2 protein-coding genes are annotated in these 13995 nt (G+C 68.9%); both read right to left on the bottom strand.

Going from position 1 to position 13995, the window contains the following annotated elements; translation table 11 throughout:
• Positions 1-19 precede the first annotated feature (19 nt).
• Entirely contained in the window at positions 20-9883 is a 9864-nt protein-coding gene (locus ACEN9F_RS00010; RefSeq protein ID WP_413416548.1) for an amino acid adenylation domain-containing protein, read from the bottom strand.
• Positions 9876-13995, bottom strand: a 4120-nt coding sequence (locus tag ACEN9F_RS00005; protein WP_413416546.1) for an amino acid adenylation domain-containing protein, incomplete at its 5' end; no start/stop codon positions are given. The genes ACEN9F_RS00005 and ACEN9F_RS00010, both read right to left, overlap by 8 nt.

Genomic DNA, 13995 nt, shown 5'->3' with positions numbered 1-13995 from the left:
GATTCGAAATCGGTCATGGTTAGTTTGTCGCGGCAAGCCTGCGTTCCTCTTCCAGCAATTGCATGAGTTCCGCCTCCGGCAACTCGTCAATGTCCTTGCTCAGCACCTCGATGTCGGCGGCAGCGAATTGCGCCAGCTGTTTATCGCTGATTACCATACCAATTGCGTCAACGGTGGCCTGATGGAATAGCTCGTGTATGGTCAACTCCACGCCGAATTGGCCGCGCAGCAAACTCAATAACTGGATCGCCAGCAGCGAGTGGCCGCCCAGCTCGAAGAAATTGTCGTGCCGGCCTACCTTTTCCACGCCGAGCAAGTCTTGCCAGATCGCCGCAATCGCCTTTTCCACCACTCCCTGTGGCGGTACATACTCGCGCGCCGCCAGCGCCGACGCATCCGGCGCCGGCAGCGCCTTGCGATCGAGCTTGCCGTTCGGGGTCAGCGGCAACGCCTCCAGCATCACGAACGCGCCCGGTATCATGTACTCGGCCACTTGCCGCGCCAGCGCCGCGCGCAGCGCCGCCGCTTCCAGCTGCGCTCCCGCCGCCGGCACCAGATAGGCCACCAGCCGCATGTCGCCGCCCTCGCCGCGCGCCACCACCACCGCCTCGCCCACGCCCTCGCATGCCATCAGGCGCGCTTCGATCTCGCCCAGTTCGATGCGCTGGCCGCGCAGCTTGACCTGGAAGTCGTTGCGGCCCAGGTATTCGATCGCGCCATCCTCGCGCCAGCGGCCCACGTCGCCCGTCTTGTACATGCGCGCCCGCGGCACGCCGCTGAACGGATCGGGCACGAAACGCTCGGCCGTCAATTCATGGCGGTTCAGATAGCCGCGTGCCACCTGCACGCCGCCGATATACAGTTCGCCGGCCACGCCCACCGGCACCGGCTGCCCTTGGCGGTCCAGCACATACATCGCCGTGTTGGCGATCGGACGTCCGATCGGCACGCTGCTTCCCGCCTGCCCCGGCAGGCAATGCCATGCCGTGACATCGACCGCCGCCTCGGTCGGTCCGTACAGATTGTGCAGTTCGACGTCCGGCAGGCTGCGGTGGAAATGCTGCTGCAACGCCGCCGGCAGCGCCTCGCCGCTGCACAGCACGCGCCGCAACGAAGCGCAGCGGCGCGCGTCGGCCTGCGGCAGGAACAGCTGCAGCATCGACGGCACGAAGTGCAGCATTGTGATGCCCGCCGTCTCGATCGCCTCGGCCAGGTATTGCGGGTCCTGATGTCCCTGCGGCCGCGCCATCACCAGTTGCGCCCCGGCCAGCAACGGCAGGAAAAATTCCCAGACCGAGACGTCGAACGCCATCGGCGTCTTTTGCAGAACGCGGTCGCGCGCCGTCAGCTGGTAGGTGTCCTGTGCCCACAGCAAACGGTTGACGACGCCGTCGTGCTGGTTCATCGCGCCTTTCGGCTGCCCGGTGGAGCCGGAGGTGTAGATCACGTAGGCCAGATGGTCCGGGCGCAGCGCGCCACGTTCCGGATTGGTGTCCGGCAGGCCGGCCAGCGCCGCCTCCAAGCCATCGAGTTCGAGCACCGGCACGGCGCCCGCGGCCAGCCGGTCACGCAAGGCGCTGTGCGTCAACAGCGCGCGCGGCGCACTGTCGGCCAGCATGTAGGCCAGGCGCTCGGCCGGATAGTCGGGATCCAGCGGCACGTAGGCCCCGCCCGCCTTCAGGATCGCCAGCAGGCCCACCACCATCTCGACGCTGCGCTCGACGCAGATCGCCACCCGCTCGTCCGGGCCGATGCCCAGCGCGCGCAAGTGATGCGCCAGGCGGTTGGCGCGCTGGTTCAGCTGCGCATAGCTCAGGCGCTCGGCGCCGCACACCAGCGCCGTCGCCGCGCCATCGCGCGCCACCTGCTGCTCGAACAGCTCGTGCACCAGGCTCGCTGGATACGCGCGCGGCGCGCCCTGGAATTGTTCCAGCAGCTGATGCCGTTCGGCGGCAGGCAGGATGGCAAGGCTGCTCAGTTGCGCCTCGGGCCTCAGCTGCAAGGCCAGGACGAATTGCTCCACGGCGTGCGCCAGCAGGTCCGCGACCCGGGCCGCGCTCACGCCGACGCACTGCGCCGTGATGGCGAACGCCTGCCCCAGGTCGTCCACCGACAGCGTCAGCGGATAGTTGGTCCGCTCCTCGTCAGGCGCGGCCTCGATCCCCGCCCACGCCGATGCCGCTTGCGGATCCTGGGTATTGTCCCCGCTGTGACGATAATTCAGTAAAGACGTAAACAAAGGCACCGGCGCGGCGACACCGCTGCAGCGCTGCGCCAGGGCCAACGGCGCCTGTTCATGCGCCACCAACTCGCTCAATTGGGCGTACACCGCGGCCACGGATTCGCCCACGCCGACGCCTTCGAGCCTGATGCGCACCGGCAGCGTATTGATGAACATGCCCAGCACCCGGTCCGCACCGCTGGTACCCTGCAAGCGGCCCGACAGCACCGTTCCAAACACCGCCTCCCGACGGTCGCTGCACTGCGCCACCACGAGGGCCCAGGCCACATGGAACAGCACTGCCGGCGATACCCTATGCTGGCGCGCCAGTGCCCTGATCGACGATGACATGTTGCCATCGAGACCAATCCGAACTTCATCGACGTGCTGGCCGTCACCGCGTACATCGAACAGTCCGAACGGCGCCGTCGGCTCGTCCACATCACCCAATTGGGCGCGGAAATAGGCTTCGTGCACGGCCGGATCGACGGCCAGCGTCTGCGCCACGAAATTGCGGTAAGGCAGCGCCGACGGCAGTGCCGCGCCTCGCCCGGCCAGCAGCATGCCGATCTCCCCGATGACGACTTCCAGCGTCACGTGGTCGCACACCAGATGGTGGGTCAGCAGCGCCAGATGGCAAACCTCGCTGTCCGGCGCTTGCACGGTCCAGGCGGACAGCAGCGGCGCGCGCTGCAAATCCAGGCGCAGTCGGCGCGGATCTGCTTGCGCCAGTAACTGTTCGCGTGCCGGCGTGTTTCCGTCCGTTGGCAGCCTCGTCACGGGCAGTCGCGCCACGCGGTGCACCACCTGCACCGGCTGCGGCAAGCCTTGCCAGTGCACGGCGCTGCGCAAGATGTCGTGGCGATCGATGACCTGCTGCAGCGCGGCCAGGAACGCGCCCATGCGCGCGGCGGTGTCGAAACTGAGCGTGGAGCGTAGCAGGTAGGCATCGCCCTCGCCGCCCAGCAGGTGATGGAACAAGATGCCCGCCTGCAGTGGCGCCAGCGGATAGATGTCCTGGATATTGGCCGCGCCGCCGGGAACAGACGCCGCCACCTGCTCGATCTGCGCCGGCGTCAACGCCACCAGCGGCAGCATCTCCGGCGTGATCTGCGTCGCGCCAGCCGGAATGCCGTTGGGCGGCACTTCGACCGCCACCGCGCCGCCGGTCGTCACCAACCTGGCCGCCAGCGCCGCCAGCGTCGGCGCCGCGAAAACGCCGCGCACATCGCCATGCCAGCCCTGCTGGCGCAGGCGTTCGAGCATGCTGATCAACATCAGTGAATGGCCGCCCAGCTCGAAGAAGTGATCGTGCCGGCCCACCTGCTCCACGCCCAGCAGTTCCCGCCAGATCGTCGCGATCGCCTTTTCCACCACTCCCTGTGGCGGCACGTACTCGCGCGCCGCCAGCGCCGACGCGTCCGGCGCCGGCAGGGCCTTGCGATCGAGCTTGCCGTTCGGCGTCAGCGGCAACGCCTCCAGCATCACGAACGCGCCCGGTATCATGTATTCGGCCACTTGCCGCGCCAGCGCCGCGCGCAGCGCCGCCGCTTCCAGCTGCGCTCCCGCCGCCGGCACCAGATAGGCCACCAGCCGCATGTCGCCGCCTTCGCCGCGCGCCACCACCACCGCCTCGCCCACGCCGTCGCATGCCACCAGGCGAGCTTCGATCTCGCCCAGTTCGATGCGCTGGCCGCGCAGCTTGACCTGGAAGTCGTTGCGGCCCAGGTATTCGATCGCGCCATCCTCGCGCCAGCGGCCCACGTCGCCCGTCTTGTACATGCGCGCCCGCGGCACGCCGCTGAACGAATCGGGCACGAAACGCTCGGCCGTCAATTCATGGCGGTTCAGATAGCCGCGTGCCACCTGCACGCCGCCGATATACAGTTCGCCGGCCACGCCCACCGGCACCGGCTGGCCCTGGCGGTCCAGCACATACATCGCCGTGTTGGCGATCGGACGTCCGATCGGCACGCTGCTTCCCCCCTGTCCCGGCAAGCAGTGCCATGCCGTGACCTCGACCGCCGCCTCGGTCGGCCCGTACAGATTGTGCAGTTCGACGTCCGGCAGGCTGCGGTGGAAATGCTGCTGCAGCGCCGCCGGCAGCGCCTCGCCGCTGCACAGCACGCGCCGCAACGAAGCGCAGCGGCGCGCGTCGGCCTGCGGCAGGAACAGCTGCAGCATCGACGGCACGAAGTGCATCATCGTGATGCCCGCAGCTTCGATCGCCTCGGCCAGGTATTGCGGATCCAGGTGACCCTGCGGCCGTGCCATCACCAGTTGCGCCCCGGCCAGCAGCGGCAGGAAGAATTCCCAGACCGAGACGTCGAACGCCATCGGCGTCTTTTGCAGCACCCGGTCGCGCGCCGTCAGCTGGTAGGTGTCCTGCCCCCACAACAAGCGGTTGACGACGCCGTCGTGCTGGTTCATCACGCCTTTCGGCTGCCCGGTGGAGCCGGAGGTGTAGATCACATAGGCCAAATGGTCGGGACGCAGCGCGCCACGTTCCGGATTGGTGTCCGGCAGGCCGGCCAGCGCCGCCTCCAGGCGGTCGAGTTCCAGCACCGGCACCGCGCCTGCGTCCAGCCGCTCGCGCAGGGCGCTGTGCGTCAGCAGCGCGCGCGGCGCACTGTCGGCCAACATATAGGCCAGGCGTTCGCCCGGATAGTCCGGGTCCAGCGGCACGTAGGCGCCGCCCGCCTTCAGGATCGCCAGCAGGCCCACCACCATCTCGACGCTGCGCTCGACGCAGATCGCCACCCGCTCGTCCGGGCCGATGCCCAGCGCGCGCAAATGATGCGCCAGGCGGTTGGCGCGCTGGTTCAGCTGCGCATAGCTCAGGCGCTCGGCGCCGCACACCAGCGCCGTCGCCGCGCCGTCGCGCGCCACCTGCTGCTCGAACAGCTCGTGCACCAGGCTCGCTGGATACGCGCGCGGCGCGCCCTGGAATTGTTCCAGCAGCTGATGCCGTTCGGCGGCTGGCAGGATGGCAAGGCTGCTCAGTTGCGCCTCGGGTCTCAGCTGCAAGGCCAGGACGAATTGCTCCACGGCGTGTGCCAGCAGGTCCGCGACCCGGGCCGCGCTCACGCCATCGCACTGCGCCGTGATGGCGAATGCCTGCCCCAGGTCATCCACCGACAGCGTCAGCGGATAGTTGGTCCGCTCCTCGCCGGGCCCGGCCTCGATGCCTACCCAGGCCAGCGCCGCTTGCGGATCCTGGTCATTACTGCGGCTATGGCGGTAGTTCAGTAACGACGTAAACAAAGGCGCCGGTGCGGCGACACCGCTGCAACGCTGCGCCAGAGCCAGCGGCGCCTGCTCATGCTCCAGCAGTTCGCCCAGTTGAGCGTACACCGCAGCCACCACCTCGCCCACGCTGACGCCTTCGAGCTTGATGCGCACCGGCAGCGTATTGATGAACATGCCCAGCACCCGGTCAGCACCGCTGGTGCCCTGCAAGCGGCCCGACAGCACCGTTCCAAACACCGCCTCCCGACGGTCGCTGCACCGCGCCACCACGAGGGCCCAGGCCACATGGAACAGCACTGCCGGCGATACCCTATGCTGGCGCGCCAGTGCCCTGATCGACGATGACACGTTGCCATCGAGACCAATCCGAACTTCATCGACGTGCTGGCCGTCGCCCCGTACATCGAACAGTCCGAACGGCGCCGTCGGCTCGTCCACATCACCCAATTGGGCACGGAAATAGGCTTCGTGCACGGCCGGATCGACGGCCAGCGTCTGCGCCACGAAATTGCGGTAAGGCAGCGCCGGCGGCAGTGCCGCGCCTCGCCCGGCCAGCAGCATGCCGATCTCCCCGATGACCACTTCCAGCGTCACGTGGTCGCACACCAGATGGTGGGTCAGCAGCGCCAAATGGCAAACCTCGCTGTCCGGCGCTTGCACGGCCCAGGCGGACAGCAGCGGCGCGCGCTGCAAATCCAGCCGCAGTTGACGTGTGTCGGTTTGCACCATCAGCCGCTCAAGCGCATCGGCGCCGCCGTCGAGCCGCTCGATGGTCAGCGGCGCCGCGCGGTGCACCACCTGCACCGGTTGCGGCAAGCCTTGCCAGCGCACGGCGCTGCGCAAGATGTCGTGGCGGTCGATGACCCGCTGCAGCGCGTCCAGGAACGCGGCCATGCGCGCGGCCGTGTCGAAGCTGAGCACGGAGCGCATGAGGTAGGCGTCGCCCTCGCCGCCCAGCAGGTGGTGGAACAAGATGCCCGCCTGCAGTGGCGCCAGCGGATAAATGTCCTGGATGTTGGCCACGCCGCCGGGCACGGACGCCGCTACCTGCTCGATCTGCGCCGGCGTCAACGCCACCAGCGACAGCATCTCCGGCGTGATCGCCGTCGCGCCGGCCGGGATGCCGTTGAGCGGCACCTCGAACGCCGCCGCGCCGCCGGCCGTCACCAATCCAGCCGCCAGTTCCGCCAGCGTCGGCGCCCCGAAGACGCCGCGCACATCGCCATGCCAGCCCCGCTGGCGCAGGCGCTCGAGCATGCCGATCACCATCAGCGAATGGCCGCCCAGCTCGAAGAAGTGATCGTGCCGGCCCACCTGCTCCACGCCCAGCAGTTCCTGCCAGATCGCGGCGATGGCCTCTTCCGCCGCCCCTTGCGGCGGCGCATATTCGCGCACCGCCAGCGCCGACGCATCCGGCGCCGGCAGCGCCTTGCGATCGAGCTTGCCGTTCGGCGTCAACGGCAACGCCTCCAACATCACGAACGCGCCCGGTATCATGTACTCGGCCACTTGCCGCGCCAGCGCCGCGCGCAGCGCCGCCGCTTCCAGCTGCGCTCCCGTCGCCGGCACCAGATAAGCCACCAGCCGCATGTCGCCGCCCTCGCCGAGCGCCACCACCACCGCCTCGCCCACGCCGTCGCACGCCGCCAGGCGCGCTTCGATCTCGCCCAGTTCGATGCGCTGGCCGCGCAGCTTGACCTGGAAGTCGTTGCGGCCCAGGTACTCGATGGCGCCATCCTCGCGCCAGCGGCCCACGTCGCCCGTCTTGTACATGCGCGCCCGCGGCACGCCGCTGAACGGATCGGGCACGAAACGCTCGGCCGTCAATTCATGGCGGTTCAGATAGCCGCGTGCCACCTGCACGCCGCCGATATACAGTTCGCCGGCCACGCCCACCGGCACCGGCTGCCCTTGGCGGTCCAGCACATACATCGCCGTGTTGGCGATCGGACGTCCGATCGGCACGCTGCTTCCCGCCTGCCCCGGCAGGCAATGCCATGCCGTGACATCGACCGCCGCCTCGGTCGGTCCGTACAGATTGTGCAGTTCGACGTCCGGCAGGCTGCGGTGGAAATGCTTCTGCAACGCCGCCGGCAGCGCCTCGCCGCTGCACAGCACGCGCCGCAACGAGGCGCAGCGGCGCGCGTCGGCCTGCGGCAGGAACAACTGCAGCATCGACGGCACGAAGTGCAGCATTGTGATGCCCGCCGTCTCGATCGCCTCGGCCAGGTATTGCGGGTCCTGATGTCCCTGCGGCCGCGCCATCACCAGTTGCGCCCCGGCCAGCAACGGCAGCAAAAATTCCCAGACCGAGACGTCGAACGCCATCGGCGTCTTTTGCAGCACCCGGTCGCGCGCCGTCAGCTGGTAGGTGTCCTGCGCCCACAGCAAACGGTTGACGACGCCGTCGTGCTGGTTCATTACGCCCTTGGGCTGCCCGGTGGAGCCGGAGGTGTAGATCACATAGGCCAAATGGTCGGGACGCAGCGCGCCACGTTCCGGATTGACGTCCGGCAGGCCGGCCAGCGCCGCCTCCAGGCGGTCGAGTTCCAGCACCGGCAACGCGCCTGCGTCCAGCCGCTCGCGCAGGGCGCTGTGCGTCAGCAGCGCGCGCGGCGCGCTGTCGGCCAGCATGTAGGCCAGGCGTTCGGCCGGATAGTCGGGATCCAGCGGCACGTAGGCCCCGCCCGCCTTCAGGATCGCCAACAGCCCCACCACCATCTCGACGCTGCGCTCGACGCAGATCGCCACCCGCTCGTCCGGGCCGATGCCCAGCGCGCGCAAATGATGCGCCAGGCGGTTGGCGCGCTGGTTCAGCTGCGCATAGCTCAGGCGCTCGGCGCCGCACACCAGCGCCATCGCCGCGCCGTCGCGCGCCACCTGTTCCTCGAACAGCTCGTGCACCAGGCGCGACGGATAAGGATGCGCCGTCGCGTTGAAGCCGGCCAGCTGCGCCAGCCCCGCCGGGTCCAGCAGCGGCAGACGGCTCACCGCCTGCTGCGCGTCGGCCACCATGCCGGCCAGGATCGTTTCGAAGTACTGGATGAAGCGGGCCACCGTGCTCGCATCGAACAGCGTGCTCGCGTAGGTGAGCCAGCCATGCAGCGAGCCGTCCTGTTCTTCCAACGCCAGGTTCAACTCAAACTGCGCGCTGCCGCGCTGCTGCGCCAATATATCCAGTGTCAGGCCCGGCAGCGTCAGGCTGCGATCAGGCGTATTGTTCAGGCTCAGCATCACCTGGAAGACCGGGCTGTGGCTGGTGCTGCGCGGCGGCTTGAGCGCCTCGACCACCTGCTCGAACGGCACATCCTGGTGGCTGTAGGCCTCCAGCGTGTCGGCCTTGACCCGGGCCAGCAGCTGCGCCACCGTGGGATCGTCCTCCAGCGTCACGCGCAGCGCCAGCGTGTTGACGAAGAAGCCGATCAAGTTCGCGACGTCGCCACGCTGGCGGTTCGCCACCGGCGTGCCGGTCACCACCTCGCCCTGCCCGCTCAAGCGCGACAGCAGCACCGACCAGCCGGCCAGCAAGGTCATGAACAAAGTCGTCCCTTCCCGCCGCGCCAACTGGCGCAAGCCATCGGCCAACGCGGCCGGCAGGCGCACCGGCAGCGCCCCCCCCGCATAGCTTTGCTGCGCAGGGCGCGGCCGGTCCAGCGGCAATTCCAGCAGCGACGGCGCGCCGCCCAGGTGGCCGCGCCAGAACGCCAGTTGGCGCTCCAGCAGCTCGCCCTGCAGCCAGCCGCGCTGCCATTGCGCGTAGTCGGCGTACTGCACGGCCAGCGGCGGCAGCGGATCGGCCTGGCCCTGGCTGAAGGCGGTATATAAAGTCCGTACTTCCTCGACCAGCAAGCCGACCGACCAGCCGTCCGACACGATGTGGTGCTGCGTCAGCAGCAGCACGTGTTCCTCTTCCGCCAGTCGCAGCAACTGGCCGCGGATCAGCGGTCCCCGCGCCAGGTCGAACGGCGCGCTCGCCTCGTCCACGCTGTAGCGTTCGACGGCGCTGGCTTGTTCGTGCCCCGCCAAGGCGCGCAGGTCGCTCACCGCCAGTGCGAATGCGGCCGGCGCGTCGATCTGCTGCGCCGGCAGGCCTGCCTGCTCGACGAAACGGGTGCGCAGCACCTCATGGCGCGCCACGATGCGCGTCAGCGCAGCGCGCAAGGCGCCAGCGTCGAGGTGGCCGCGCAGCCGCAGCCGCGCGGGCATGTGGTAGGCGGCGCCGGCCGCCGGGTCCAGCCGGTCCAGGAGCCACAGACGCTGCTGTCCCCACGACAACGGCAGTGCGGCATCGCGCGCGACGGGAGCGATGGCGTCTTCCCTGTCGCCGCGCGTGCGCAGCGCGAGCAACTTCGCCGCCCGCGAGATCAGGACTTTTTGCTTTAATTGTTCGGCTCTCGTCAGCGGACTATTCATTACCAAAACCTTCCTGTTCTCGGGTTAAGATTGCCTCTAGTTCGCTTTCGTCCAGGGCATCCAGGTCGCGCGTCAGCTCGGCGAGCTCCTCCTCGCTCAGCGCCGCCAGCTGCAAGGCACTGACTTCCTCTGCCAGCGCCGACAGCGAGGACGCCTGGAACAAGGTCCTGAGCTCCAGTTCGATGCCGACCTGTTCGCGCACACACGCCAGCAATTGAATCGCCAGCAGCGAATGGCCGCCCAGGGCAAAGAAATCGTCGTGCCGGCCGACCTGTGACACGCCCAGCAATTGCCGCCAGATGTCCGCCAGCAGTGTTTCCATTTCCCCCTGCGGCGGTTCGGCCGGCGCCGCCTGGTGCGGATCGTCGTCCGGCGCCGGCAAGGCCTTGCGGTCCAATTTGCCGTTCGGCGTCAACGGGAAAGCCGGCAGCACGACGATGGCGCCGGGCACCATGTATTCGGCCAGGCGCGTCAGCAGCAACGGGCGTAGCGTGGCCGCCGACAGCGCCGCGCCGTCGGTCGCGACCACGTAGGCCACCAGGCGCTTGCCGCCGTCGGCCTCCGGCCGCGCCACGACGACGGCGTCGCGCACGCCTTCGCAGCGCAGCAGCGCCGATTCAATCTCCTCCAGCTCGATGCGGAAGCCGCGCACCTTGACCTGGAAATCGTTACGCCCCTGAAAATACACGGCGCCGTCGTCGCCCCAGCGCCCCAGGTCGCCCGTGCGGTACAGGCGGGCGCCGGGCCCGGCGCTGAACGGATCGGCGACAAAGCGGCTCGCGTTCAAGTCGTCGCGATTGAGATAGCCGCGCGCGATGCCCAGCCCGCCGATGCAGATCTCGCCGGTCGCCCCGGCAGGCAGCAGGCGCTGCCTGCCATCCAGAATGTAGATCCGGGCATTCAGCATCGGCGTGCCGATCGAGGTCATCGAGCGCGCGTCGTCCGCCGCCACATAGGTGGCGGTGCAGGACACCGTGGCCTCGGTCGGCCCGTAGGTGTTGACCAGCCTGACGCCGGCCGGACGGATGGTTTCCCAGTCGAGTATCTTTTGCGGCGACAGCACGTCGCCGGTGACGTTGATCAGCCGCACCCCGTGCAATTGCTGCAAGGCCAGGTGCGGCGCCGCCAGCCAATGGCCCACCAGGTTGTGCCAATGGGCCGACGTCAGGTGCACCACGCTCGGCCGCATGCCATCGTCCAGCGCCAGGTTGGCGCCGAACAGGCCCTCGGTCGGCATGACGGCCGCGCCGCTGGCCAGCGCCGGGAAGATTTCCTCCACCGACAGGTCGAAGTTCAGGGTGTTCTGATGCAGGACGGTGTCGCCGGCATGCGAGGCGAACAACGCCACGGCGCCGGCACTGTAGTTGCACAAGTTGCCGTGCTCGACCATCACGCCCTTCGGCAGCCCGGTCGAGCCCGACGTATAGATCACATAGGCGAGATGGTGCGCGCGCAGCCCCGAGGCCGCCGGATCGGGATTGTGCGGCGCGCAGGCCGCGATGCGCTGCGCATCGGCATCGACCAGCACCACGGCGCCGTCTTGCGGCGCCAGCCTGGACGCCAGTTCTTGCCGCGTCAGCACGGCCACCGGCGCGCTGTCGCCCAGCATATGCGCCAGCCGCTCCGGCGGGAAATTGGGGTCGAGCGGCACATAGGCGCCGCCGGCCTTCAAGATCGCCAGCATGCCGACGATGCTGGCGACGCCGCGTTCCAGCGCCAGGCCGACCCGGCTGTCCGGCCCCACGCCGAGCCCGATCAGATAGTGGGCCAGCCGGTTGGCCCGGATGTTGAGTTCGGCGTAACTGAGCACTTCCTGCCGCGTCCGCACGGCCGGCGCGTCCGGCTGGCGCGCCGCCTGGCGCTCGAACAACTGATGCGCCAGCAGGTCCGGCGACGCCGGCGTCACGGGATAGGCGTCGAGCAAGGCGTCGCGCTCATCGGGCGGCAGGATATGCAAGGCCTGCAACGGCGTGTCAGGCGCCGCTTCCAGCGCGTCCAGCAGCTGGCCGAGCGCGGTGTGCAGATAGCCGATGATGCGCTGCGGGGCGATCCGCACCGTGCACGCTTCGAGGGCGAAGTCGCTCCCCGTATCGTCGATCGACACGTCGATCGGATAGTTGGTGCGCTCCTCGGAAGACATTGCTTCAATGCCTTCCCACTCGGCGAGCACATGGTCCGCCGCCAACTGCGGGCTATGTCTGTAGTTCAACAGCGTCGTAAACAACGGGGCGGGAGCGACGACGCCACTGCAGCGCTGCGCCAATGCCAGCGGCGCCTGTTCGTGCGTCAGCAACTCGCCCAGGTCGCGGTAGGTGGCGGCGACGGCGTCCAGCGCGCTGGCGCCGTCGAGCCGGATCCGTATCGGCAGGGTGTTGATGAACATGCCCAGCGTGCCGCCGCTGCCCGCCGTACCGCGCATGCGGCCCGACAGCACGGTGCCGAACACCACATCGTCGCGTCCGACGCAGCGGCCCAGCACCAACGCCCAGGCCACGTGGAACAGCACCGCCGGCGTCATCGCGTGGCGCCGCGCGGCCTCGCGCAGCCGCGCGCTCATCGCCTTCTCCAATGTCACGCGCGCGATGCGCACGTCCTTGCCGCTGCCTTGCACATCGAGCAGGCCGAACGGCGCCGTCGGTTCCTCCACATCGCCCAGCACACGCCGGAAATATGCCTCTTGCACGGCAGGATCGTCGTTTAGCGTCTGCGCGATGAAATTGCGGTAAGGCAGCGAGGCCGGCAATTGGTCGGACCGGTCCCGCAGCAACAGGCCTATCTCGGCGATCAACAAGTCTTTCGTCACGTGGTCGCTCACCAGGTGATGGCTTAACAGCGACAGGTGCTGCTTGCCACTTGCATCGTCATAAGCGGTATAGGCGCGTAGCAAAGGAGCATGCTGCAGGTCCATGCGGGTCCGGCGCGGATCGGTTTGCGCCATCAACCGCTCAAGCGCATCGGCGCCGCCGTCGAGCCGTTCGATGGCCAGCGGCGCCGCGCGGTGCACCACCTGCACCGGCTGCGGCAAGCCTTGCCAGCGCACGGCGCTGCGCAAGATGTCGTGGCGGTCGATGACCCGCTGCAGCGCGTCCAGGAACGCCTCCATCCGCGCGGCCGTGTCGAAGCTGATCACCGAACGCATCAGATAGGCGTCGCCCTCCCCCCCCAGCAGGTGATGGAACAGGATGCCCGCCTGCACCGGCGCCAGCGGATAGATGTCCTGGATATTGGCCGCGCCGCCGGGCACGGACGCCGCCACCTGCTCGATCTGCGCCGGCGTCAACGCCACCAGCGGCAGCATCTCCGGCGTGATCACCGTCGCGCCGGCCGGGATGCTGTTGGGCGGCACCTCGAACGCCGCCGCGCCGCCGGCCGTCACCAATCCGGCCGCCAGTTCCGCCAGCGTCGGCGCCCCGAAGACGCCGCGCACATCGCCATGCCAGCCCCGCTGGCGCAGGCGCTCGAGCATGCCGATCACCATCAGCGAATGGCCGCCCAGCTCGAAGAAGTGATCGTGCCGGCCCACCTGCTCCACGCCCAGCAGTTCCTGCCAGATCGCGGCGATGGCCTCTTCCGCCGCGCCTTGCGGCGGCGCATATTCGCGCACCGCCAGCGCCGACGCATCCGGCGCCGGCAGCGCCTTGCGATCGAGCTTGCCGTTCGGCGTCAGCGGCAACGCCTCCAGCATCACGAACGCGCCCGGTATCATGTACTCGGCCACTTGCCGCGCCAGCGCCGCGCGCAGCGCCGCCGCTTCCAGCTGCGCGCCAACCGCCGGCACCAGATAGGCCACCAGCCGCATGTCGCCGCCTTCGCCGAGCGCCACCACCACCGCCTCGCCCACGCCCTCGCATGCCACCAGGCGCGCCTCGATCTCGCCCAGTTCGATGCGATAGCCGCGCAGCTTGACCTGCGCATCGAGGCGCCCCAGATAATCGAGCCGGCCATCCGGCAGCAGGCGCGCGCGGTCGCCCGATTTATACAGGCGCCGATAGGGCGCGCCCGGGACGCGATGCTCGATGAAGCGCTCGGCCGTCAGCTCGGGACGGTTCAGATAACCGCGCGCCACGCCCGCGCCCCCGACATACAGCTCGCCCGCCACGCCGATCGGCACC

This window comes from Duganella sp. CT11-25 (assembly GCF_047302815.1).
In the GTDB taxonomy this organism is placed as follows: domain Bacteria; phylum Pseudomonadota; class Gammaproteobacteria; order Burkholderiales; family Burkholderiaceae_D; genus Rugamonas.
The sequence above is the reverse complement of the archived record's forward strand: the minus strand, read 5'-3'. Positions and strand labels throughout refer to the sequence as shown.

Coding starts and splice junctions, on each gene's coding strand:
- ACEN9F_RS00010 (WP_413416548.1), bottom strand. CDS start 9,883: ATGAATAGTCCGCTGACGAGAGCCGAACAATTAAAGCAAAAAGTCCTG.